Origin of the sequence: Actinomycetospora cinnamomea, from assembly GCF_003096675.1 — a bacterium.
In the GTDB taxonomy this organism is placed as follows: domain Bacteria; phylum Actinomycetota; class Actinomycetes; order Mycobacteriales; family Pseudonocardiaceae; genus Actinomycetospora; species Actinomycetospora cinnamomea.
In genome coordinates this window covers 143,390-166,304 of record NZ_QEKW01000007.1, presented here as the reverse complement: position 1 = coordinate 166,304, position 22,915 = coordinate 143,390, and the positions used below count along the sequence as shown (strand labels likewise).

General features: G+C 75.3%; 23 protein-coding genes and 2 pseudogenes. 9 read left to right on the top strand and 16 right to left on the bottom strand.

Annotated elements, in window-relative coordinates:
• Positions 1-50: 50 nt before the first annotated feature.
• Entirely contained in the window at positions 51-1,034 is a 984-nt protein-coding gene (gene lipA / locus C8D89_RS15310) for a lipoyl synthase (protein WP_116709118.1), read from the bottom strand.
• Between the two features lie 145 nt (positions 1,035-1,179).
• Between lipA and C8D89_RS15305 the strand changes: the two genes are divergently transcribed.
• Entirely contained in the window at positions 1,180-2,121 is a 942-nt protein-coding gene (locus C8D89_RS15305; protein ID WP_116708974.1) for an LLM class F420-dependent oxidoreductase, read from the top strand.
• A 7-nt stretch (positions 2,122-2,128) separates the two neighbouring features.
• Here C8D89_RS15305 and lipB read toward each other — a convergent pair whose 3' ends face one another.
• The 6 genes from lipB to C8D89_RS15275 all read right to left on the bottom strand — a co-directional run bounded on the left by lipB (position 2,129) and on the right by C8D89_RS15275 (position 10,334).
• Positions 2,129-2,875 (bottom strand): lipoyl(octanoyl) transferase LipB, encoded by a 747-nt coding sequence (gene lipB / locus C8D89_RS15300; protein ID WP_116708973.1) that lies wholly within the window; start codon positions 2,873-2,875, stop codon positions 2,129-2,131.
• Between the two features lie 19 nt (positions 2,876-2,894).
• Positions 2,895-4,160: an NAD(P)/FAD-dependent oxidoreductase gene (locus C8D89_RS15295; protein ID WP_165825717.1), complete on the bottom strand. Its 1,266-nt coding sequence runs from the start codon at positions 4,158-4,160 to the stop codon at positions 2,895-2,897.
• Complete coding sequence (locus C8D89_RS15290; protein ID WP_116708972.1) at positions 4,157-5,047, bottom strand: TIGR01777 family oxidoreductase; 891 nt, start codon at positions 5,045-5,047, stop codon at positions 4,157-4,159. Before C8D89_RS15290 ends, C8D89_RS15295 begins: the two co-directional genes overlap by 4 nt.
• Positions 5,048-5,270: 223 nt before the next feature.
• Entirely contained in the window at positions 5,271-7,241 is a 1,971-nt protein-coding gene (locus C8D89_RS15285) for a 2-oxo acid dehydrogenase subunit E2 (RefSeq protein WP_116708971.1), read from the bottom strand.
• A 53-nt stretch (positions 7,242-7,294) separates the two neighbouring features.
• Entirely contained in the window at positions 7,295-8,671 is a 1,377-nt protein-coding gene (gene lpdA, locus C8D89_RS15280) for a dihydrolipoyl dehydrogenase (protein ID WP_116708970.1), read from the bottom strand.
• Between the two features lie 142 nt (positions 8,672-8,813).
• Complete coding sequence (locus C8D89_RS15275) at positions 8,814-10,334, bottom strand: leucyl aminopeptidase (RefSeq protein WP_116708969.1); 1,521 nt, start codon at positions 10,332-10,334, stop codon at positions 8,814-8,816.
• A 72-nt stretch (positions 10,335-10,406) separates the two neighbouring features.
• Between C8D89_RS15275 and gcvT the strand changes: the two genes are divergently transcribed.
• Together gcvT and C8D89_RS15265 are read left to right on the top strand one after the other, a co-directional pair.
• Entirely contained in the window at positions 10,407-11,549 is a 1,143-nt protein-coding gene (gene gcvT / locus C8D89_RS15270) for a glycine cleavage system aminomethyltransferase GcvT (RefSeq protein WP_207787238.1), read from the top strand.
• Between the two features lie 4 nt (positions 11,550-11,553).
• Complete coding sequence (locus C8D89_RS15265) at positions 11,554-12,042, top strand: cupin domain-containing protein (protein ID WP_165825716.1); 489 nt, start codon at positions 11,554-11,556, stop codon at positions 12,040-12,042.
• Here the strand turns inward: C8D89_RS15265 and C8D89_RS29780 are convergent.
• Positions 12,002-12,520 carry an RNA polymerase sigma factor gene (locus C8D89_RS29780; protein WP_116708967.1) on the bottom strand — a complete coding sequence of 173 codons (519 nt, stop codon included), beginning with the start codon at positions 12,518-12,520 and terminating at the stop codon, positions 12,002-12,004. The genes C8D89_RS15265 and C8D89_RS29780 overlap by 41 nt on opposite strands.
• Before the next feature lie 38 nt (positions 12,521-12,558).
• A pseudogene (locus C8D89_RS30980) lies at positions 12,559-12,708 on the bottom strand (DUF6596 domain-containing protein); the annotation flags it as partial.
• Positions 12,709-12,748: 40 nt separating this feature from the next.
• On the opposite strand from C8D89_RS30980, the gene C8D89_RS15255 reads away from it, so the two are divergent.
• A complete protein-coding gene (locus tag C8D89_RS15255) occupies positions 12,749-13,051 on the top strand; it encodes a nuclear transport factor 2 family protein (protein WP_243418126.1) in 303 nt (100 codons plus the stop codon).
• 21 nt (positions 13,052-13,072) lie between these two features.
• On the opposite strand, the gene C8D89_RS15250 is transcribed toward C8D89_RS15255, so the two are convergent.
• Together C8D89_RS15250 and C8D89_RS15245 are read right to left on the bottom strand one after the other, a co-directional pair.
• On the bottom strand, positions 13,073-13,669 hold the full coding sequence (locus C8D89_RS15250; protein WP_133251920.1) for a VldE C-terminal domain-containing protein: 597 nt from the start codon (positions 13,667-13,669) through the stop codon (positions 13,073-13,075).
• A gap of 52 nt (positions 13,670-13,721) precedes the next feature.
• Positions 13,722-14,381: a DUF2461 domain-containing protein gene (locus C8D89_RS15245; RefSeq protein WP_116708965.1), complete on the bottom strand. Its 660-nt coding sequence runs from the start codon at positions 14,379-14,381 to the stop codon at positions 13,722-13,724.
• Between the two features lie 99 nt (positions 14,382-14,480).
• Here C8D89_RS15245 and C8D89_RS31125 point away from each other — a divergent pair.
• From C8D89_RS31125 to C8D89_RS15235, 3 genes and pseudogenes are all read left to right on the top strand, one after another.
• Positions 14,481-15,332: pseudogene (locus C8D89_RS31125) on the top strand (PLP-dependent cysteine synthase family protein); the annotation flags it as partial.
• Between the two features lie 172 nt (positions 15,333-15,504).
• Positions 15,505-15,849: a hypothetical protein gene (locus C8D89_RS29775; RefSeq protein ID WP_207787237.1), complete on the top strand. Its 345-nt coding sequence runs from the start codon at positions 15,505-15,507 to the stop codon at positions 15,847-15,849.
• A gap of 9 nt (positions 15,850-15,858) precedes the next feature.
• Complete coding sequence (locus C8D89_RS15235) at positions 15,859-16,959, top strand: branched-chain amino acid aminotransferase (RefSeq protein WP_116708964.1); 1,101 nt, start codon at positions 15,859-15,861, stop codon at positions 16,957-16,959.
• Between the two features lie 43 nt (positions 16,960-17,002).
• Here the strand turns inward: C8D89_RS15235 and C8D89_RS15230 are convergent, their stop codons facing one another.
• Genes C8D89_RS15230 through C8D89_RS15215 form a run of 4 tightly spaced genes read right to left on the bottom strand, consistent with a single transcriptional unit; the run spans position 17,003 to position 20,015 of the window.
• Complete coding sequence (locus C8D89_RS15230) at positions 17,003-17,758, bottom strand: adenosylcobinamide-GDP ribazoletransferase (protein ID WP_243418124.1); 756 nt, start codon at positions 17,756-17,758, stop codon at positions 17,003-17,005.
• 1 nt (position 17,759) lies between these two features.
• Positions 17,760-18,773, bottom strand: a complete 1,014-nt coding sequence (locus tag C8D89_RS15225; protein ID WP_243418123.1) for a nicotinate-nucleotide--dimethylbenzimidazole phosphoribosyltransferase — start codon at positions 18,771-18,773, stop codon at positions 17,760-17,762.
• A 52-nt stretch (positions 18,774-18,825) separates the two neighbouring features.
• A complete protein-coding gene (locus C8D89_RS15220; RefSeq protein ID WP_116709112.1) occupies positions 18,826-19,353 on the bottom strand; it encodes a bifunctional adenosylcobinamide kinase/adenosylcobinamide-phosphate guanylyltransferase in 528 nt (175 codons plus the stop codon).
• Positions 19,350-20,015: a DUF3043 domain-containing protein gene (locus C8D89_RS15215; protein WP_116708963.1), complete on the bottom strand. Its 666-nt coding sequence runs from the start codon at positions 20,013-20,015 to the stop codon at positions 19,350-19,352. The genes C8D89_RS15220 and C8D89_RS15215 overlap by 4 nt, the downstream gene beginning before the upstream one ends.
• Positions 20,016-20,095: 80 nt before the next feature.
• On the opposite strand from C8D89_RS15215, the gene C8D89_RS15210 reads away from it, so the two are divergent.
• Together C8D89_RS15210 and C8D89_RS15205 are read left to right on the top strand one after the other, a co-directional pair.
• Positions 20,096-21,265 carry a glycerate kinase family protein gene (locus C8D89_RS15210; RefSeq protein ID WP_116709111.1) on the top strand — a complete coding sequence of 390 codons (1,170 nt, stop codon included), beginning with the start codon at positions 20,096-20,098 and terminating at the stop codon, positions 21,263-21,265.
• A 154-nt stretch (positions 21,266-21,419) separates the two neighbouring features.
• On the top strand, positions 21,420-21,800 hold the full coding sequence (locus C8D89_RS15205) for a HesB/IscA family protein (RefSeq protein ID WP_116708962.1): 381 nt from the start codon (positions 21,420-21,422) through the stop codon (positions 21,798-21,800).
• A gap of 63 nt (positions 21,801-21,863) precedes the next feature.
• Here the strand turns inward: C8D89_RS15205 and C8D89_RS15200 are convergent, their stop codons facing one another.
• Positions 21,864-22,859, bottom strand: a complete 996-nt coding sequence (locus C8D89_RS15200; RefSeq protein WP_116708961.1) for an adenosine kinase — start codon at positions 22,857-22,859, stop codon at positions 21,864-21,866.
• Positions 22,860-22,915 lie beyond the last annotated feature (56 nt).

Genomic DNA, 22,915 nt, shown 5'->3' with positions numbered 1-22,915 from the left:
CCATTCTGCCTCACCGGGCCGTCACGGCCCGCCGGTGCCGTCCGGGGAGCTCAGGAGCGCGTGCGCGCCAGCACCTCGCCGACCTCCTGGCGGGCCGGGCCCTCCTCGGCCAGCTCGGCCATGCCCGCGGGCAGCTCCTCGCCACGGGCGATCTTGGCCTGCGCGTAGAGCCGCCCGGCGCGGTAGGACGAGCGCACCAGCGGCCCGGCCATGACGCCGGGGAAGCCCATGGCCAGCGCCGCGTCGCGGTGGGTGACGAACTCCTCGGGCTTGACCCAGCGCTCGACGGGGTGGTGGCGCAGGCTCGGGCGCAGGTACTGGGTGAGCGTGAGCAGCTCGCACCCCGCGTCGACCAGGTCCTGCATCGCCGCGGTGACCTCGTCGGGGGTCTCGCCCATCCCGAGGATGAGGTTCGACTTGGTGACCAGCCCGGCTGCGCGGGCCTTCCGGATGACGTCCAGCGAGCGCTCGTAGCGGAACCCCGGCCGGATGCGGCGGAAGATGCGCGGGACGGTCTCGAGGTTGTGCGCGAGCACCTCGGGGGCGGCCTCGAACACCGGGCCCAGCTGGTCGTCCCGGCCGTCGAAGTCGGGGATGAGCAGCTCGACCCCGGTGCCGGGGTTGAGCTCGTGGACCTGGCGGACGGTCTCGGCGTACAGCCAGGAGCCGCCGTCGTCGAGGTCGTCGCGGGCGACACCGGTGATCGTCGAGTACCGCAGGCCCATCTGCCGGACCGACTCGGCGACCTTGCGCGGCTCCGTCACGTCGAGCGGCGAGGGCTTGCCGGTGTCGATCTGGCAGAAGTCGCAGCGCCGGGTGCACTGCTCGCCGCCGATGAGGAAGGTGGCCTCGCGGTCCTCCCAGCACTCGAAGATGTTGGGGCAGCCCGCCTCCTCGCACACGGTGGCGAGGCCGGAACCCTTCACCAGGCCCTTGAGCTCGGTGAAGTTCGGGCCGGTGGCGACGCGGGTGCGGATCCACTCCGGCTTGCGCTCGATGGGCGTCTGGGAGTTGCGGACCTCGAGCCGCAACATCTTCCGTCCGTGCGCGAGATCCTGGCTGGGGCCGACCGTCACGACCCCGACCCTACGCCGCGCGCCGCGTCCCGTCGGCTCGTCGGTGCGCGACGGGTGCGCACCGGCACGGTTCGGACCGTGATCGGGTGACTACCCTGATCGTGTGGACCTCCGGATCTTCACCGAGCCGCAACAGGGCGCTGCGTACGACGACCTGCTGCGTGTGGCACGGGTGGCGGAGGACGCGGGGTACGACGCCTTCTTCCGTTCCGACCACTACCTGGCCATGGGTGGCGCCAACGGGCTGCCCGGACCCACCGACTCCTGGGTGACGCTGGGCGCCCTCGCCCGCGAGACCACCACGATCCGGCTCGGCACCCTGATGACCGCGGCCACGTTCCGCCTGCCCGGTCCCCTCGGGATCGCGGTGGCCCAGGTGGACCAGATGTCGGGCGGGCGGGTCGAGCTCGGCCTGGGCACCGGGTGGTACGAGGCGGAGCACCACGCCTACGGCATCCCCTTCCCTCCCACCGACGAGCGGTTCTCCATGCTCGCCGAGCAGCTGGAGATCCTCACGGGGTCGTGGCGGACGCCGGTCGGCGTCCCCTACACCCACGAGGGCGAGCACTACCGCTTCGCCGACAGCCCCGGGCTGCCCAAGCCGCTGCAGACCCCGTACCCGCCGATCATCGTGGGCGGCAACGGGCGGCGTCGGACTCCGGCGCTCGCCGCCGAGTACGCCACCGAGTTCAACATGCCGTTCGCCGGCCTCGACGACCTCGTCGCCGGCCGCGACCGCGTCGAGGAGGCGTGCCGCGCGCGGGGCCGCGACCCTGCGACGCTCGGGCGCTCGACGGCGCAGGTGCTCTGCGCCGGCCGTGACGAGGCCGAGGTGGCCCGGCGCGCCGACGCCATCGGCCGCCGACCCGAGGAGCTGCGCGCCAACGGCATCGCGGGCACCGTGCCCGAGGTCGTCGACAAGCTCGGCGCGTTCGCCGACCGCGCGGGCCTGCACCGCGTCTACCTGCAGGTGCTCGACCTCTCCGACCTCGACCACCTCGAGCTCGTCGCCGCCGAGGTGGCCCCGCAGGTCGCGGCGGCCTGAGGACGGACTACCGGCTCGCGCCGACCCGGACGGTCAGCCCGCCGACGGTGACCTCCTGCGCCTGCGCGGGATCGGGCAGCGAGCGCTCGGTGACCGGGAGCCGGCCGTCGAGGGCGTCGAGCACGGCCGCGCGCACGGCCGGGCGGACCTCGTCGACGGCCACCCGACGGCCCAGCTCGGCGGACAGGCTGGTGACCCCGGCGTCGCGGATCCCGCACGGCACGATGGCGCCGAACGCGGCGAGGTCGGGATCGGCGTTGAGGGCGAACCCGTGCAGCGTGACCCCGCGGGCCACCCGCACCCCGATCGCGGCGATCTTGCGTGCCGGCCCGCGGTCGTCGGCGGGCAGCCACACCCCGCTGCGCCCGGCGATCCGCCCGACGCCCAGCCCGTAGGTGTCGCACACGGTGATCAGCGCCTGCTCGAGACGGCGGACGTGGTCGACGACGTCGAACGGCTCGGCCAGCCCGACGATCGGGTAGCCGACGAGCTGGCCCGGCCCGTGCCAGGTGATCTTTCCGCCGCGGTCGACGTCGATCACGGGCGTGCCGTCGACCGGCCGCTCCTCGGGCAGCGTGCGCCGCCCGGCCGTGTAGACCGAGGGGTGCTCGAGCAGCAGGAGCACGTCCGGCCCCGTGCCCGCGACGCGCGCGGCGGCGTGCTCGCGCTGGCGGTCCCAGGCCTCCTGGTACTCGACGGTGCCGATCTCGTGCACCTCGACGGGCTCGGCGGCGGCGCGGCTGGAGCGGCTCACGGGTCCGACGCTACCCCGGTCACCGCGTCCCGGCGGAGAGGTACGCGAGCGCCTCCTGCGCCGTCCGTCGCCCGCTGACCAGCGCGCCCTGCACGGACGGGGTGTCCCGGTGGTCGCCGGCGACGAACAGGCCCTCGCCCAGGGACACGGGGTGGCGCAGCCCCGCCGGGGTCGGGGGCACCGCCGCCGGCAGCGCGCGCGGCACCCGTACCGTCGCCAGCTCGTCCCACGCGCCCACCGGCGTACCCCAGAGCCGGGCGAGCTCGCGGCGCAGGTCGCGCTCCGGCAGCGGCTCGGGGCCCAGGACGGTGCTCTGCACGAGGTGGCGGTGGTCGGGGGAGTACGACGGGGCCGCGGCGGTGAGCGCCAGGGTGTTGACGATCGGTCCGCCCGCCCCGTCGAGGTGCAGCAGCGCACGACGCGTCGGGGGCTCGGCGGTGACGTGGAAGTGCGTGGTCAGCGCGAAGGTGCGCGGCGCCGGGATGCGCCCGTCGAGCAGCTCGGCGGCCGCGGTGCCCTCCGCCGCGACGATCACCGCGCCCGCGCGGACCGTCCCGTGCGGGGTCTCGACGCGCCCGGGCGCCACCCGGCGCGCGGGCGTGTGGAGGTGCACCGTGTCCGCCGGCAGCCGGGCGGCGAGCTGCGCGGGCAGGGCGCCGATGCCGCGCGAGGGCAGCGTCAGGTCCCCGAGCGCGAAGCTGCGCCAGAACAGCGAGAACACCCGCGACGAGGTCTCGAGATCGCGGTCGCCCAGCACACCGTTCAGGAACGGCCGCAGGAACGTCTCGGTCGGCGTGCCGTCCAGGCCCCAGCGGGCGAGCTCGTCCGCCGTCGTGCGCTCGGGGGCCCGGGCCTGCCGCGACGGCGGCACCACGAGCGAGCGCAGCGCCAGCCCGGCGACGCGTGCCTTCGCGAGCGGCCCGAGCAGCGGGTCGAGGGCCGTCCGCGGCGCCCAGGAGGGGACGCGGCGGGGGTCGGCGAGGCGGTGCAGGCGGCCCTCGGCGTCGCGCACGGCGGCGCCGGGCACGAAACGGCGCAGGTCCAGGGCGTCGAGGTCGATCTCCCTCCGGAGCGCCGGGTAGGAGGTGTTGAGGATCTGGAACCCGCGGTCGACGAGGAAGCCGTCCACGACGTCGGTGCGCACCCGCCCACCGACCCCGTCGGTCGCCTCGCACACCGCCACCGAGCGCCCGGCACGCGCGACCGTGCGCGCCGCCCGCAGCCCGGCGAGCCCGGCGCCGACCACGACGACGTCGACGGCGTCGGGCAGGGACGGACTCGTCATCCGTCGAGCACCGCGTGCAGCGCCTCGCCCAGGGTCTTGTGGCGGAAGGCGTAGCCGTCCTGTTCAAGCTTCACCGGTAGAGCGCGCTTGCTGGTCAGGAGGGCCTCGTCGGCGAACTCTCCGAGCGCCACGCGGAGGGCGATCGGCGGAGCGAACCATGGTGCAGGCCGGCCCATGTGCTCGGCGAGGCACCGCGTGAACTCGGCGTTGGTCACGGGCGCCGGTCCCGTGGCGTTGATCGGCCCGGTGAGCGTCTCGCTCTCCAGTGCGTGCGTGATCACGGCGACCTCGTCGTCGAGGGTGATCCAGGGCCAGTACTGCTTGCCGGAGCCGAGCCGAGCGCCGAGGCCGAACCGGAACAACGGTTTGATCCGCCCCATCACCCCGCCACTGGGCGAGAGGACGAGGCCCGATCGCAGGAGCACCACCCGCGCGCCGGCGTCGGAGGCGGGTGCCGTAGCACGCTCCCAGTCGCGGCACAGCGCCGAGAGGAAGCCCGTACCGGACCGGGCGTTCTCGTCGATCGCCATGTCGCCCGCGTCGGCGTAGTAGTCCACCCCCGAGGCGCTGACCATCACCGGGATGCCCTTCTCGGCAACGGCACGCGCGAGCAGATCGGTGGGTATCAGGCGGCTGTCCCTCAGCTCCTGTTTGAAGGCGCCGGTCCACCGCTTGTCACCGACACCCACGCCGTTGAGGTTGACCACGGCGTCGGCCCCGTCGAGCGCGCCGGGCTCGATGTGGCCCGCCGATGGGTCCCATCCGCGCTCATCAGGACCGTGCGGGGTGCGGCGCACCAGGCGGACGACCTCGTGACCGGCCTCCCGCAGGCGTGGGACCAGGGCGGTGCCGATGAGCCCGGAGGACCCGGCGATGACGACGCGCATGGGGTGATCGTCGCGGAGTGTCCTGCTCGCCGCGACCCGGGGGCGTCGGTGGGCGAACGACGGACGGCGCGGGAGCGAGGGTCACCTTCGCTGCGTGGGAGGCAGCGAGGGCGCCCCTCGCTCACTCGGGCGCAGCGAGCCGTGAGGCAGCGAGGGACGCCCCGACGGCGTGCCACGCAGCCAGGGCGTCCCTCGCTCCCCGCGGAGTGGGCGGTAGCGCCGGCTACAGACCCAGCTCGCCCTCGAAGGCGCCGCCCTCGAGACGGTCCTTGACCGTGTTGAGGAAGCGGGCGGCGTCCGCGCCGTCGACGATGCGGTGGTCGTACGACAGGCACAGGTACGCCGTCGACCGCACCGCGATCACGTCGCCGCCCGAGTCGTCCTGGAGCACCATCGGCTTCTTCACCACGGCGCCGGTGCCGAGGATGCCGACCTGGGGCTGGTTGATGATCGGCGTGTCGATCAGCGCGCCCCGCGAGCCGGTGTTGGTGATCGTGAAGGTGCCCCCCGAGAGCTCGTCCGGCGTGATCTTGTTCGCCCGGGTGCGCTCGGCGACGTCGGCGATCTTGCGAGCCAGCCCGGCGAGGTTGAGGTCCCCGGCGTCGTGCACCACCGGCACGATCAGGCCCGCCGGCGAGTCGACGGCGATGCCCAGGTGCTCGGCACCGTGGTAGGTGACCTCGCCCTTCTCGGTGTCGATCATCGAGTTGACCGCCGGGTGCGCCTTGAGCGCCTCGACCGTCGCCAGCGCCATGAACGGCAGGAAGGAGAGCTTGACGCCCTCGCGGCGCTGGAACTCGGCCTTCGCCCGGTCGCGCAGGCGCGCGATGCGGGTGAGGTCCGCCTCGACGACGGTCGTCAGCTGCGCGGAGACCTGCAGCGACTCGACCATGCGCTTGGCGATCGTCGCCCGGCGCCGCGAGAGCTTCTGCGTCGTGCCGCGCAGCCCCGAGGTGTCCGGCGCCGCCGCCCCCGACGCGCCGCGGGCGCCCGCCGCCGACGGCTTCTGCACCTCGCCGCCGTGCACCGCGCCGTCACCCGAACCGCCCTGCGCGGCGGCGGTGGCCGGGGCGTCGCCCGCGGGCTGCGAGCTCGCCGACGCGGCGCGCTCCTGCTCCTCGGCGGCCTTGACCACGTCCTGCTTGCGGATGCGCCCACCCACGCCGGTGCCGGTGAGCGACGAGAGGTCGACCCCGCGCTCGGCGGCCAGCTTGCGCACCAGCGGCGTCACGTACGGCGAGCCGGCCTCGGTGGACGGGGCGGAGGGCGCCGAGGCGCCGTTGCCCTGCGAGGTGTCCGCGCGCGGGTGCAGCGCGCCGGCGTTGGCCGGGCCCGTCGGGCCGGTCGACTGCTCGGTCTCGTGGGAGACGTAGTCGTCGGCGCCGGACGCGGCCTGGGCGCCGCTGGGCGCCTGCGCGGGCTCCGGCTCGGCGGGACGCTCCGGCTCGGGCCGGGGGTCCTGCGAGGTCTGCTGCGGGGCCGGCTGCGACTCCTGCTGCGCCTCCTGCGGGGGCGCCGGCTCCGGCGCCGAGCCGCCGCCCGACGCCTGCGAGGCGTCACCGATGACGGCCAGCGCCCCGCCGACCTCGACGGTGTCGTCCTCGTTCGCGCGCAGCTCCAGCACGGTGCCGGCGACCGGCGAGGGAATCTCGGTGTCGACCTTGTCGGTGGACACCTCGAGCAGCGGCTCGTCGACCTCGACGGTGTCGCCGACCTGCTTGAGCCAACGGGTGACCGTGCCCTCGGTGACCGACTCGCCCAGCGCCGGCATCTCGACGGTCGTGCCGCCCGACGAGCCCCCGGCGGACGCGCCCGACCCGTCCGAGGACGCCACGGGCTCCGGGGTCGGCTCGGGCTCCGGGGTCGGCTCGGGCTCCGGCTGCGAGGTCTGCGGCTCCTCGCTGGTCGACGGGGCCGCCGCGTCGGTGTCGCCGCCGGAGGGCCCCGCGGACTCGCCCTCGTCGCCGATCACGGCCAGCTCGCCGCCGACCTCGACGGTGTCGTCCTCCTGGGCCACGATCCGCTGCAGCACGCCCGCCTGGGGCGAGGGGATCTCGGTGTCGACCTTGTCGGTGGACACCTCGAGCAGCGGCTCGTCGACCTCGACGTGGTCGCCCTCCTGCTTCAACCACCGGGTGATGGTGCCCTCGGTGACGCTCTCCCCGAGGGCAGGCATCTGGACGGAGTAGGCCATCGTGCTCGGGCTCCTCGCTCGTGTCTCGGGTGGTGGGTCAGCCGTTGCCGGGATCAGGAGTGGCTGTGCAGGGGCTTGCCGGCGAGCGCGAGGTGCGCCTCCCCGAGGGCCTCGTTCTGCGTCGGGTGGGCGTGGACGAGGTTGGCCACCTCGTCGGGCAGGGCCTCCCAGTTGTAGATCAGCTGCGCCTCGCCGACCTGCTCGCCCATCCGCGTCCCGATCATGTGGACGCCGACCACGGGGGCGTCGTCGCCGGTGCCGCCCTTGACGAGCTTGACGGCGCCCGCGGTCTTGAGGATCTGGGACTTGCCGTTGCCCGCGAGGTCGTAGGTCATGGTCGCGACGTCGCCGTAGAGCTCCTTGGCCTGTGCCTCGGTGAGCCCGACCGACGCGACCTCCGGCTCGCAGTAGGTGACGCGCGGGATGCCCTTCTCGTCGATCACCGGCGGGTTCAGCCCGGCGATCTCCTCGGCGACGAAGATGCCCTGCTGGAAGCCGCGGTGGGCCAGCTGCAGGCCGGGGACGATGTCGCCGACGGCGTAGACGTTGCCGACGCCGGTGTGCAGCCGCTCGTTCGTCGGTACGAAGCCGCGGTCGAGGGTGATGCCGTTCTCCTCGTAGCCGAGGTCGGCGGTGTTCGGCCCGCGGCCCACGGCGACGAGCAGCAGGTCGGCCTCGATCTGCTCGCCGTTCTCCAGCGAGATGGTCACGGAGTCGGCGGTCTGCTCGACGCCGGTGAACTTGGTGCCGGTCTTGAACGCGATCCCGCGCTTGCGGAACTGGCGCTCGAGCGACTTGGAGAGGAACTCGTCCTCGTTCGGTACGAGGTGGGGCAGCGCCTCGACGATGGTGACCTCGGAGCCGAAGCTCTTCCACACGCTGGCGAACTCCACGCCGATGACGCCGCCGCCGAGCACCACCACGCGGTCGGGGACGTAGTCGAGGTTGATGGCCTCGGTGGAGGTCAGCACCCGGCCGCCGAGCTCGAGCCCGGGCAGCGTCTTGGAGTACGAGCCGGAGGCCAGCACGATGTTGCGGCCCTGGTAGCGCTGGCCGTCGACCTCGACGGTGTCCTGGCCGACGAGCTTGCCCGCGCCCTCGATCAGCGTGACCTTGCGGGCCTTCACCAGGCCCTGCAGGCCCTTGTAGAGGCGGGCGACGACGTTGTCCTTGTAGGAGTTGACTCCGCTCATGTCGATGCCCGACAGCGAGCTCTTCACCCCGAACTGCTCGCCCTCGCGCGCGGAGTCGGCCACCTCGGCCGCGTGCAGGAGCGCCTTGGTGGGGATGCAGCCGCGGTGCAGGCACGTGCCGCCGACCTTGTCCTTCTCCACCAGCGCGACCGAGAGGCCGAGCTCGGCGGCGCGGAAGGCGCAGGCGTACCCCCCGGAGCCCGCTCCGAGGATGATGACGTCGTACGTGTCGGTCACGGCTGCTTCTCCCGCGTCGGCGTGTGGCGTGCGGTGCCCGTCAGAGGGGCGCCGGTGCTGACGGTCCCGGTGACGGTGATGTCCGGGGTCATCCTTCCATCCGTGTCACCACTCGGCTGCCCTCCGTGCTGACGATCCCGCGTCAGCCGTGGCGGGCGATGTCGTCGAGGACCGCGACGATGGTCCGGACGGGTACACCGGTGCCGCCCTTCGGCGTGTAGCCGTGGGGCCCGCCGGTGTTGAACGACGGGCCGGCGATGTCGAGGTGCACCCACGGGACGTCGTCGGCGACGAACTCGCGCAGGAAGATCCCGCCGACGAGCATGCCGCCGAAGCGGTGGTTGGTGACGTTGGCGAGGTCGGCGACGCGGGAGTCGAGGTCGGCGCGCAGCTCCTCGGGCAGCGGCATCGCCCAGCCCCCGTCACCGGCGGCCACCGCGAGCGTGGCCACCCGGTCGCGGAACGCGTCGGTGCCCATGACACCGGGCGTCCGCGAGCCGAGCGCGACGAGCTGGGCGCCGGTGAGCGTGGAGGTCTCGAGCAGGTAGTCGGGGGAGTCCTCGCAGGCCCGGGCGATCGCGTCACCCAGGACCAGCCGGCCCTCGGCGTCGGTGTTGAGCACCTCGACCGTCGTGCCGCCGTACATCCGCAGCACGTCGCCCGGGCGGTAGGCCGTGCCCGACGGCATGTTCTCGGCCATGGGCACGGTGGCGACGACCTCGACGTCGAGCCCGAGCTCGGCGGCCAGGCAGGTCGCGGCGACGACCCCGGCGGCCCCGGACATGTCCGAGGTCATGTGGTCCATGTTCGCCGCCGGCTTGATCGAGATGCCGCCGGTGTCGAAGGTGATGCCCTTGCCGACGAGGGCGACCTTCTTGACCGGGTGCGCCGGCGCGTACGTCAGCCGCACCAGCCGCGGCGGGCGGGACGACCCGCCGCCGACCCCGAGCACCCCGCCGTACCCGGCCTCGGCGAGCGCGTGCTCGTCGAGGACCTCGACCGAGACGCCGGCCGCCTCGGCCAGCGTCCTCGCCCGCTGCGCGAAGGCGTCGGGGTAGAGGTCGTTGGGTGGGGTGTTGACGAGGTCGCGCGCGGCGGCGACGTAGCGCGCGACCGTGGTGGCCCGGGTCAGGGTGGCCTGGCCGCCGTCCCCGACCAGCGCGACCCGGGTCAGCTCCGTCGGCGCGCTCTCTGGCGCCTTCTTGTACGCGGTGAACTCGTAGTCGCCGAGCAGCGTTCCCTCGATCGCGGCGGCGAGGTCGACTCCCGACAGCGTGGTGACGACGTGCGCGGCCTTGCCGTGCAACGCGCGGGCGGCGGCGCCGGCGGCCCGGCGGACCTGCTCGGCGAGGTCGGGCGTCTCGCCGGCGGTGTCCTCCCCGGCGGGCTCCTTCCCGAGCCCGACCGCGAGCACCACCGGGGCCCCGATCGCCCCGCGCGTCGGCACCTGCGTCGTCTCCTCGGCCTTGCCGCTGCCACCGAGCAGCGCGACGAGCCCGGGCAGCTCGTCCGCGAGCTCGCCGAGGACGGATGTCGGGCCGACCAGGACGGGGTCGGACGCTCCCTCACCGGGGCGGACGCCGACGACGAGGGCGTCGGCGTCGGAGAGCGCGTCGGCCCCCGGCTCGGCGCCGAGGAGCTCGAGGTCGGGGCTGCTGCTCACGTCGGGTGTCTCCCTCTGCCGGCGGTGTCGATCACATGCTAGGACCGCACCCGCTCCCGTACGGTGCGGCGGGTGTCCGAGACCGTGACCGCCGCGCCCACCCCTGCCCGCCGCAGCCCGCTGCACGACCACCACGTCGCCCTCGGCGCGTCGTTCGCCCCGTTCGGCGGCTGGGAGATGCCCGTGCAGTACAGCCGTGACGGTCGAGGGGGCACCGTCGCCGAGCACACCGCCACGCGCGAGGCGGTCGGACTGTTCGACGTCAGCCACCTGGGCAAGGTCCGCATCAGCGGTCCGGGCGCCGCGGCGTTCGTGGACCGGTGCCTGACCAACGACCTCTCGCGCATCGTGCCCGGCAAGGCGCAGTACACGCTGTGCTGCGCCGAGGACGGCGGCGTGGTCGACGACCTCATCCTCTACCTCGTCGGCCCGGACGAGGTGTTCGCCGTGCCCAACGCCGCCAACTCCGCCGGCGTGGGGCGGCGGCTCGCCGGGGTGGCCCCGGCCGGGATCACCGTGGCCGACGAGCACGACGCGCACGTGGTGCTCGCCGTGCAGGGCCCGGTGTCGCCGGCGGTGCTCGCGGAGGTGGGTCTGCTCGCGGAGGACGCCGAGCTGGACTACATGGCCTTCGTCGACGCCGAGTGGCAGGGGCGTTTCGTACGGGTGTGCCGCACGGGCTACACCGGGGAGCGGGGCTACGAGCTCATCGCCCCGTCGGACGGTGCCGGCGAGCTGTGGGACGCGCTGGCCGCGGTGGTCGGCGAGCGCGGCGGCCTGCCGGCCGGCCTCGGCGCCCGCGACACGCTGCGCACCGAGGCGGGGCTGCCGCTGCACGGCCAGGACCTCGGCCCCGACATCACGCCGCTGCAGGCGCGGTGCGGGTTCGCGGTCGGGTGGCGCAAGGAGGAGTTCTGGGGTCGTGAGGCGCTGCTCGCCGAGCGCGCAGAGGGCCCGCGACGCCGCTCGTGGGGGCTGCGGGCGACCGGCCGCGGCGTGCCGCGCGGGCACATGACGGTGCGCCGGGGCGACGACGCGGTGGGGGAGACGACCTCCGGCACGTTCTCGCCGACGCTCAGGACGGGCATCGCGCTCGCCCTGCTCGACACCGCCGCGGGGATCGACGAGGGCGATGTGCTGGCGGTCGACGTGCGCGGGCGGGCGCTCGAGTGCGAGGTCGTCACGCCGCCGTTCGTGGCCTCGAAGGTGCGGTGACCGGGTGAGCTTCCCGACCGAGGTCCCCGCGGCGGAGCCGGGCACCTACCGGTTCCGTGCCGACGTCGAGCAGGCCGGCCCGGCCGTGTTCACCGCGCCGTCCGACGTGGTCGGCGGCGGCTTCGGGCTCTTCGAGAGCTCCACCGAGCCGGGCCGTCTCGGTGCCGTGCCGCACTACCACCAGGGTTTCTCCGAGTCGTTCTGGGTGATCTCGGGCCGCCTCGCCGTGATGAGCGGGAGGGGCTGGGAGGTGCTGGGCAGCGGCGACTTCGCGCACGTCCCGGTGAACGGCGTCCACGCCTTCGCCGCCGTCGGCGACGAGCGCGCCCGCTTCCTCATCCTGTTCGTGCCCGGGGCGCCGCGGGAGCACTATTTCCGCGGCCTGGTCGACCTGTTCTCCCGCGGCGCGAGCACCGAGGAGATCGACGCCTTCGCCCTCGAGTGCGACCAGGTCAACCTCCGCGACTGGGAGCACGACCCGATCCCGACGTGACCGCGGTGCCGCTCACGGGAGGGCGGCCGCGCGGGCGGCCAGGTAGCGCTGCTCCGGACCGCTCCGCGTGCGCCGTGCCGCGCGCCGGTAGGCCTCCGCGGCCGCGACGTGGTCGCCCCGGCGTTCCGAGCAGGTGGGCGCGGACGGCGTCGACGCGGTGGTGCACGGCGAGCGACGGCGCCAGCACGTCGAGGCGCGCGAGCCCGGCGTCCGGGCCCTCGACCATCGCCAGCGCGACGACGCGGTTGAGGGTCACGACCGGCGAGGGCGCGAGCACCTCGAGGGCGCCGTACAGGCCGAGGATCCGGGGCCGGTCCGGGTCCTCGGCCGACCGGGCGTCGTCGTGCACCGCGGCGATCGCGGCCTGCACCTGGAGCGGGCCCAGCTCGGCCTCGGACAGGACCCCGTCGAGCAGCGCCACGCCCTCCGCGATCGCGGTGCGGTCCCAGAGGTCCCGGCCCTGCTCGGCCAGCGGCACCAGCGCCCCGTCGGGGTGCTGCTCACCGACGCCCGGCGCGCGTCGGTGAGCAGCATGAGCGCGAGCAGCCCGAGGTGAAGCTGGCGGGTCAGCCGGATCGCCTCCGCGCTGAGGTCGGTGCGCAGCACGGCGTCGCCGGAGCTCGCGGTGTGCCTCTCCGTGAAGATCCGGTAGAGGACCTCGAGCACGACCGGCAGCCGCTCCTCCCGCTCGGCGGGGGACGGCTCGGTGAACCGTGCTCCGGCGGCCGCGACGCGGGCCTTCGCCCGGCTGATGGGCTGGGCGACGGTGGACTCGGCGACGAGGAGCCCGCGGGCGGTGCTCACCGACGGCGACCTGGCCGTGGTCCACGGCCTGACCCGCCTGACCGCAAGGCCGGTCGGCGAGCCAGAGCCCCTCACGCTGTGGTTCCGCTCGACCTACGCCCTGCGTCGGGTCGACGACGCGTGGCGGATCGTCCACCAGCACCAGTCGGTGCCGTTCCACATGGACGGTTCCTTCCGCGCGGCCATCGAGCTCGGCCCGGGCTGACCCCGGCCGACGGTTCCGGGGTCAGGGTCGTGCCCGGGAGCGCTCGCTCACACTGACGTGGACGTGGTCGTAGTGCCCGCCGGTGGCGTCCTGCGGGTCGTACACCCCGCCGCCGCGGTAGGGCCGGCCCCAGCCGTTACCGGCGTCGGACGAGCCGCGAACCCAGATGCGGCCCTGCCAGATGACGTAGCGGACGTCGAGCTCGCGGGCGTTGTCCCGCAGCCACTGCGCGACGGCCCAGCCGGCGGCGAGGTCGTCGCCGGTGGGGAACGTGCCGGATGCGGCGGGGAAGAAGTCGCAGGCGCGCCCGACGGGGTGGTCGCTCGACGGGTTCCACGCGTGCTCCGACCAGCAGGTGATCGAGCGGATGGGGGCGCCACGCCCGGGCTCGCCGAAGCGGGCGACCGCAGCGTCGTGGAGGCGCAGCGCGGTCGGGGTGAGGCAGCCCGACGTCGTCGGGTCGTCCTGCGAGCAGGGCTCCGGCGGCGGGTCGACGACCTCCCACAGGTCACGAGCGGTGAACCCGCGCTCGGCCGCCGCCCACCACAGCGCAGCCCCCAGCAGCGCGAGCACCAGCAGCACCGCCGTCACGACGGCCGCCCGGGTCCTCGTCCGCACGGTGATCACGCTACGGACGGCGGTGCGTGGGAGCGGTGAGCGCGGCGGGGGCTCAGCGGCGGCGGCGGCCCGGGCGGTCGGCGGTGTCGTCGAGGTCGACGCCGACGTGCTCGTCGAGCCACTGCCCGAGGGGTGCGAGGCGCCGCCAGGTCGTCGCCACCCGGTCGCGCAGGGCCGGGCCGTGCAGCTCGTCGGACGGCGGCCAGGAGCGCCACCCGTAGAGGCTCTTGTGGCGCAGGAGCTCCAGCCGCGGGTGGTCCGGGTCGGCCCCGCGTGGGCGCGTCCTGAGCTGCTCGCCCGAGACGCTGAACCCCTCGGCGCGCAGGTCGTCGACGATCGCCGCGAGCGCCGTCCCGTGGCGCTCGTCGCCCACGGCGGCGCGGTACCGCGCGATCTGGGCGGAGGTCATCGCGTAGTAGCCGGCCGCGACCATGAGCCCTTCGGCGGACACCTGCACGTACCGCGGGCCCGCCGTGGCACCGATGTGCGTCTTGTAGGGCGTCTTGTCCGCCGAGAACCGCAGGTCGCGGTAGGGACGAAAGATCCTGCCCTCGCCGAACTCCGGTTCGAGGTCGGCCAGCAGCGCCACCATCGGGGCGCGGACGTGCTCGTCGTAGACCGCCTTGTGGTCGGCCCAGTACGCCTTCGAGTTGTCGGCCTCGAGACCCTCGTAGAAGTCGACGACCGCCTCGCCGAAGCCCGTGAACGTCACCGGGCCAGTTTGCGCTCCGCGCTCGTGAGTGCGTGCCCGTGCCCCGGCACGGGCAACCGCGCACACGCGCGCAGCGCAAAGGGCGTGTAGACACGCGACGTGTCCGGGAGCGTGCACGAGTCGGTGCTCGACGCCATCGGCGCCACCCCGCTGATCCGGCTGCGCCGGGTCGTGGCGGACCTGGCGCCCCGCGTCTACGTCAAGGCCGAGTGGCAGAACGCCGGCGGCAGCGTGAAGGACCGGGCGGCGCTGGCCATGGTGCGCGCCGCCGAGGCGGCGGGCGTCCTGCGTCCGGGCGGGGTGATCGTCGAGGGCACGTCGGGCAACACGGGCATCGGGCTGGCGCTGGTCGGCGGGGTCCTCGGCTATCGCACGATGATCGTCGTCCCGGACACCACGGCGGCCGAGAAGATCGCCGCCCTGCGCGCCTACGGCGCCGAGGTCGTGAGGACGCCCGGCGGGCTCACACGCGAGGACCCGCGCCACGTCACCAACCTGGCCGCGCGGATCGCCTCTGAGACCCCGGGCGGGTGGCTCGCCGACCAGTACGGCAACCCCGCCAACCCGCAGGCCCACCGCGACACGACCGCGCCGGAGATCTGGGAGCAGACCGGCGGCCGGGTGACGTGCCTCGTCGCGGGCATCGGCACCGGCGGCACGCTGTCGGGCACGGGCGCGGAGCTGAAGGCGCGCGGACCGGTGCGCGTGGTCGGGGTCGACCCGGAGACCTCGGCGTACGGCGGCGGCGACGGCAGCCCGTACTACGTCGAGGCGATCGGGCACTACCGCCACCCCGACACCGTGGACGACCCCTGGCCCGCCAACTGGGACCGCGGGGTGGCCGACGAGGTGGTCCGCGTCGACGACCGCACGACGATGGCCACGGCGCGGCGCCTCGCCCGGGAGGAGGGCCTGCTGCTCGGCGGGTCGTCGGCGACGGCGGTGGCCGGCGCGCTGCGGGTGGCCCGCGACCTCGGGCCCGACGACCTCGTCGTCGTCATCGCGCCCGATTCGGGGCGTGCCTACCTGTCGAAGTACTTCGACGACGGCTGGCTGCGCCGGCTCGGGTTCCTCACCGAGGCCCACGGCGACGGACCGCTGGTCGGGGACCTGCCGGTGCGACGTGCCGGTGGTGCGGGCGTCGTGGACGGTCGGGCGGGCGCGGGACGTGCTGGCCCGCGTGCCCGGTCCCGCGCCGGTCGCGCACGACCGCGAGGGTCCGGCGGCGCCCGCGGAGATCCTCGGGGCGGTGACGGCCGCGGGCCTGGAGGGGCTCGCCGAGGACGAGCCCGTGCTGGCGCACGTCGACCCCCCGGCGCCCGGCGTCGGGGCGGGGGAGGGGATCGAGACCGCCCGGGCGAGCCTCGGCGACGCCGACGCCGCCTGGGTCGTGCGCGACGGGCGGGTCGCCGGACTGGTGACGCGGGCGGCGCTGGGTTCGCCGGAGAGCCTTGCCCCGGGCGACTAGTCTGGCCCCATGAGTACGACCTTCGCCCGCACCCCGCACCCCGCCCCGGCGACCGCGGAGCGCGTGGCGGAGGTACTGGCCGCGCCCGGGTTCGGCAAGCACTTCACCGACCACATGGTCACCGCCTCGTGGGACGCCGTCCGGGGCTGGCACGACGCCGAGGTCGGTCCGTACCGGCCGTTGTCGATGGACCCGGCGTCCGTCGTCCTGCACTACAGCCAGACGATCTTCGAGGGGCTCAAGGCCTACCGCTGGGCCGACGACTCGATCCACGCGTTCCGGCCCGCGGCCAACGCGGCCCGCATGGCTCGCTCGGCCGAGCGGCTGGCGATGCCGCCGGTGCCCGAGGAGCTGTTCCTCGACTCGCTGCGCGAGCTCGTCGCCGTCGACGAGCGCTGGGTCCCGGCCGCCGGCGGGGAGGACTCGCTGTACCTGCGGCCGTTCATGTTCGGGTCGTCGTCAGGGCTGGGGGTGCGGCCCAGCGAGGAGTACCTCTACCTGCTCATCGCCTCCCCGGCCGGCGCCTACTTCCCCCGCGGGCTGGCCCCGGTGACGGTCTGGCTGTCCACCGACTACGTGCGCGCCGTGCCCGGGGGCACCGGCGAGGCCAAGTGCGGCGGCAACTACGCCGCCTCGCTCGCGGCACAGGCCCAGGCGTCGGCGCAGGGCTGCGACCAGGTCGTGTGGCTCGACGGCTTCGAGCACCGGTGGATCGAGGAGATGGGGGGCATGAACCTCTTCTTCGTGTTCACCGACCCCGCCGGCCACGTCGAGGTCGTCACCCCCGAGCTGTCGGGCTCGCTGCTGCCCGGCGTCACCCGCCGCTCGCTGCTCCAGCTCGCGAAGGAGGAGGGCGCCACGGTCACCGAGCGTCGGATCTCCACCGAGGAGATGGAGAAGGAGGTCGCGGCGGGCCACCTCACCGAGGTGTTCGCGTGCGGCACGGCCGCGGTGATCACGCCGGTCGGCACGGTGAAGCACGAGGGCGGCGCGTACGACATCGGCGACGGCACCCCGGGCCCGATGACCCAGCGGCTGCGCGATCGGCTCACCGCCATCCAGCGGGGCGCGGCGCCCGACCCCCACGGCTGGATGGTGCGTTTGCACTGACGCACGTGTGCGCGCTCGTCCGTGCCCTGGCACGGACGAGCGCTCACAAGCACGCAGTGCCAAGGGTCGCGGTGACGGCCAGCTCGGCGCAGGCGCCGAAGACGTCGCCCGAGACCCCGCCGAGGCGCCGGCGGGCGTGGGCGGCGGCGACCACGACCACGACCGCGGCCGCGAACGCTGCGCCGACGGCGTGGAGCTCCAGCACCGGGGACGCCGCCCCGGCCAGCACGACGAGCCACGCCGGTGCGACCCACATCGGCTGGGTCCCGGCGACGAGCGCGCCCAGGCCGTCGGGCGACGCTGCCGGCACCCCGCGGCGCGCCACCCAGGCGAACGCCGCGCGCCCCAGCCCGAGCGCCAGGCCCCCGGCCACCGTCGCGACGAGCACCCCGCGCTCCGCCAGGGCACCGAGCGCCGTGGCCTGCACCGCGAGCACCACGACCAGCCAGATCACCGCGAACGCGCCGACCCCGGGATCGCGCATGATCGCCAGGGTGCGGGCCGCGTCGCCGTGGCCGCCCAGCCCGTCGGCGAGGTCGGCGAGCCCGTCGAGGTGCAGCCCCCGCGTCGCCGCCGCACCCAGGCCGACCGCCACGAACCCGGCGAGCAGCCCCGGCGCGCCGGCCGCGACCAGCCCCGCGGCCACGGCGCCCAGCCCCGTGCCCAGCAGCACGCCCACCACCGGCACGACGGCGACGGCGACCCCGGCCGCGGCGCGGTCGATGCGCGGGGCGCGCAGCGGGACGACGGTGAACATCGCGACGGCCAGCGCCAGCCCGCCGCGGACGGGCCCGGTCACCTCACCCCGTCACGGAGACCGCGGCGCGCAGCAGGCCCACGGCGGCGAGCGCCCCGGTGCCCTGGCCGGCGCGCATCTGCAGGTCGAGCAACGGCTCGAGCCCCAGGACGTCGAGCGCGAGCGCCTGCGCGGGCTCGGGACAGCGTGTTCCCGCCACCCACCAGGCCCGCGCGCCGGGGGCGTCGGCGTCGGCGAGCAGGGCGGTCACGGCCGTCGCTGCACCGTCGAGCACCACCGGGGTCCGCCGGCGCGCGGCCTGCGCGAGGAAGCCGGTGAGCGCCGCCAGGTCCGCCCCGCCGGCCACGCGCAGCAGGCCCCGCGGGTCGCGGCCCACCGCCCGGGTGCGCCACAGCCCGTCGCGGACCGCCGCCGCCTTGACCATCCACACCCGGTCGTCGATCCCGCTGCCGCGGCCCACCACGGCCACCGGCTCCCGCCGGGTCATCGCCGCGGCGAGCACCGCGGTGGGGGTGCTGACGCCCACGGCGAGCTCGCCGACGACCAGCAGGTCGGCGCCCTCGTCGACCTCCTCGTCGGCCACCTCCCGCCCGCTGCGCAGGGCGGCGAGCGCCTGCTCCTCGGTGAGCACGTCCTCGACGTCGAGCCGCCCGCTGCCGCGCGCCACCGCGCGGTCGTCGCGCTCGTCCCCGGGTGCCGCGGCGGCGAGGCCGACGTCGACGACCCGCAGGCCCGCGCCGGCGGCCTCGGCGAACCGGCAGACGGCGGCCACGCCGTCGCGGACGGCCGCCACCCGCGCGGCGGTCTCGTCGGCGGCGTGGGCGGAGACACCGGCCGCGGCGATGCCGTGGTCGGCGGCGAACAGCACGGCGCGCGCCCGCCGCGGTGCCCGGGCCGGCGCGCGGCCCTGGCAGGCGGCGAGCCACGCCGCGAGGTCCTCGAGCCGGCCGTACGTGCCACCCGGCAGCGCGGCGGCCGCCTCGCGGCGGGTCGCCTCGTCCGGGGGCGCCACACCGGGCGGCGCGGAGCTGCCAGCGCCGGTCGCGACCGGGTGCACGCGGGTCCCCTCCTCGATCCGGGCGATCAGCCGCGACGGTAGCCGGTGGCGCTCACCGCAGCCGCAGCGGCAGCCCGGCCACCAGCAGCCACACCTCGTCGCAGACGGCCGCGAGGGACTGGTTCAGCGCGCCGAGCTCGTCGCGGAAGCGTCGCCCGGCGCTGGTCGAGGGCACGACCCCCAGCCCGACCTCCGCCGACACGAGCACGAGGTGCCCCTCGTAGCCCCCTACCGCCGCCGTGAGCGCATCGCGCCCGGCCGCCACCGACGGCGCGTCGCGCGCCCAGCCGGCGTCGTCGAGCAGGCCGGTCACCCAGGTGGCGAGGTCGTCGACCAGCACGGGCTCGTCGCGGCGCACGGCGAGCACCGCCGGCAGGTCCGCGTCCTCCACGGTGCGCCACGACGACGGGCGCCGGGCGCGGTGCACCGCCACGCGGTCGGCCCACTCGGGGTCCGCGTCCGGGTCGACACCGCGGGCGGTCGCGACGTAGAGCGCGGGCCCCGCGGGGTCGAGCATCCCCTCGGCGTACGCGGACTTACCCGACCGCGTGCCGCCGAGGACGAGGGCCCGCGGGATCAGGCCACCTTGGTGCCGCGCGCGACCCGGGGCGCGGGCATGCGCAGCCGGCGCAGCTGGGTGGCGCGGGTGAAGGCGTACCAGCCGTAGGACAGGCCGCCGATCTGCTCGTCGGGGAACTTGGCGCGGACGTTGGAGACGACGTAGCGGCCGAGCAGGACGCCCTCGAGCGCCATCATCACGAGCATCACCAGGCAGATCAGGCTGCCCAGGGTCTGCACCTGCGGCACGGGGACGATCACCGTGATGAAGATGACCACCGCGAGCGGCATGAACAGGCCCATGAGGTTGCGCCGCGAGTCGATCAGGTCGCGCGCGTAGGCCCGGGCGGGACCGCGGTCGCGGGGCAGGAGCACCGCGTCGTCGCCGGCCATCATGCGCTTGCGGCGATCGGCGGCGGCCTTGCGGCGGTCGTCCTTGTTGCCGCGCAGGGCGCGGGCCCGCTTCATCGCCTCCCGCTGGGTCTTCGGCGCCGGCGCCACCGGGCCGCGCCGCTTGCCCTGCGCGTCGCGTCGCGACGGCGTCGGGCGTCCCTTGCCCGCCGTCCGCGCCCGCTCGCCGACGACGACCGTCTCCCGGTCCTCGGCCTCGGCACCGGTCGCGGTGTCGGCAGCCTCGGAGGGGGACGCGGAGCCAGACGACGAACCACGGCGCAGGAAGTTCACGTCGCCCAGGATAGGGCACCTCGTCCAGGGTCGAGCTCCGCTGCGCTCCGTCTCCCGCGCGACCCCCTACCGTGCTCGCCATGCGCGTGCTGCTCGCCCCCGACTCCTTCGGCGGCAGCCTGACCGCCGCCGAGGCCGCCGCGGCGATGGCGCGGGGATGGGCGCGGTCGGTCCCCGACGACACGTGCGTGCTGCTGCCCCTCGCCGACGGCGGCACCGGGTTCGTCGAGGTCCTCCACACCGCCCGTGGCGGCACCCGCCACGACGTCGAGGTGACCGGCCCGCTCGGGGCGCCCACCGTCGCGACCTGGCTCGAGCTCGACGGGGCGGGAGACGGGGCGCGGCGGAGCTCGACGACCGCCTACGTCGAGTCGGCCTCGGCGTGCGGACTGCACCTCGTCGCGGAGCGCACCCCGGACACCGCTTCGGCGGCCACCAGCCGGGGCGTCGGCGAGCTGGTCGCGGCCGCCGCCGCGCGCGGGCCGTCGACGATCGTCGTCGGGCTCGGCGGCTCGGCGTGCACCGACGGCGGTGCGGGGATGCTCGCCGCGCTCGGCGCGACGGCGCGTGACGCGGAGGGTGGGGCGCTCGCCGACGGGGGAGGGGCGCTGGCGCGGGTCGCCCGGCTCGACGACCTCGCCGCGGTGCACGAGCGCCTCGCCGGCGTGGGGCTCGTCGTCGCCGCCGACGTCGACCACGTCCTGACCGGCCCCGAGGGTGCCGCCGCGGTGTTCGGGCCGCAGAAGGGCGCGGACGCCGACACCGTCGCGGCCCTCGACGCCGCGTTGCGGGCGTGGGGCGCGGTGCTGGCCGAGGCCTGCGGGCGCCCCGACCTCCCCGAGCAGCCGGGGACGGGCGCGGCGGGCGGGCTGGGTGCGGCGCTGGCGGCGCTCGGGGCGCGACGGGTCGCCGGCGGCGAGCTGGTCCGCGAGGTCGCCGGCCTCGACGAGGCCCTCGCCCGGGCCGACCTCGTGGTCACCGGCGAGGGCCGGCTCGACGGACAGTCGCTGCACGGCAAGCTCGTCTCGGTCGTGGCCGCCCGGGCCCGCGAGCGGGGCGTGCCGTGCATCGCGCTGGCCGGTCAGGTCGACCTGAGCACCGGCGAGGCGCTGGAGGCCGGTCTGGAGGGCGCCTACTCGGTGGCCGCCGACGCGGGGTCGGTCGAGGCCGCGCTGGCCGAGCCCGCCGCCCGGCTGGCCGACCTCGCCGAGGGTGTCGCCCGGCGGTGGGGAGCGCGGCCGCCGGGGTGAGCGCGCTCGCAGGTCGCGGCGCGCGACGTGTGCGACGATGGACGTCGGCCGCGGGGCACACCGGGTGGGCCCCGAGGGAACACACGGCACCGCGACCGGGTTGTGCCGAGCAGGAGTGTGCACAGCGTCCGTCCCGGGAGCTCAAGGGAGAACCATGACCGTCGAGAACCCCGCAGCGCCGACCGAGGTCGAGGCTCCGTCAGCTCAGCCGCACGGCGTCGAGCTGACCGACGCCGCCGCCGGCAAGGCGAAGGCCCTGCTCGACCAGGAGGGTCGCAACGACATGTCGCTGCGCATCGCCGTCCAGCCGGGTGGCTGCGCGGGCCTGCGCTACCAGCTCTTCTTCGACGACCGCTCGCTCGACGGCGACCTCGAGCGCGACTTCAACGGCCTGACCGTCGCGGTCGACCGCATGAGCGCGCCGTACCTGCAGGGCGCGGTCATCGACTTCGTCGACACCATCGAGAAGCAGGGCTTCACCATCGACAACCCCAACGCGGGTGGGTCGTGCGCCTGCGGCGACAGCTTCAACTGACGCGCTGACACACACGGGCCCCGGACCTCGATCGAGGTCCGGGGCCCGTCGTGTGCGTGCGCGTCAGCGCACCTCCAGGCCTGGGACCAGGGCGGCGACCTTCTCGCGCAGGCCCTCCGGCGGCTGCGCACCGAGCTGGGCGACGACGAGGGACGCGGCGACGGCGCCGATCCGCCCGCAGGTCGCCAGATCGAGCCCGCGGGTCCAGCCGTAGAGGAACCCGCCGGCGTAGGCGTCGCCGGCGCCGGTGGTGTCGACGAGCTGCTCGGCCGGGTGCACCAGGACGTCCTCGACGACGCCGCCCGGGGCGTACACCGTCGACCCCTTCTCCCCGTGGGTGACGATCACGAGCTCGCAGTTGCCGCCGTTGCCCCGCAGCAGCGAGGTGGCCGGCTCATCACCGACCAGGGCCGCCATCTCGTCCTCGTCGGCGATGATGATCTCGACGTTCTCACGGGCGAGCTCGCGGAAGTACTCGCGGTGACGGTCGACGCAGCCGGCGTCGGAGAGCGTCAGGCCCACCCGGGCCTTGCTCTTCGCGGCGGCGTCGACGACCTTGCCGATCGTCGCGCGGGCCTGCTCGGTGTCGGCGAGGTAGCCCTCGATGAGGCTGACCCTGCTGCCGGCGACGTCGTCCTGCTCGATGTCGTCGGGGCCCAGCGCCGTGCAGGCGCCGAGGAACGTCGACATCGTGCGCTCGCCGTCCGGGGTGACCATGACCAGACAGCGGGCGGTCGCCGGGCTCCCGGAGAGCGCCGGGGTCGTGAAGTGCACCCCGTGCGAGCGGATCGACTCGGTGAACGAGGTGCCGAGGCGGTCGTCCGAGACCTTCCCGACGTACCCCGCGTCGGCGCCGAGGGCGGCCGCGATGGCGATGGCGTTGGCGACGCTGCCACCCGAGCGCTCGGTGGTCTCACCGGCCTCGGTGTAGAGCTTCTCCGCCTGCGTCTCGTCGATGAGCGTCATGCCGCCCTTGGGCAGCTCGTGCGCCCGGATGGTGTCGTCGTCGGTGCGGAAGAGCACGTCGACGATCGCGTTGCCGATCCCCAGTACGTCCATGGATGCCTCTCGAATGGCTTACGTCCTTCGGACCAGCGATCGACCCTAGGTGAAAC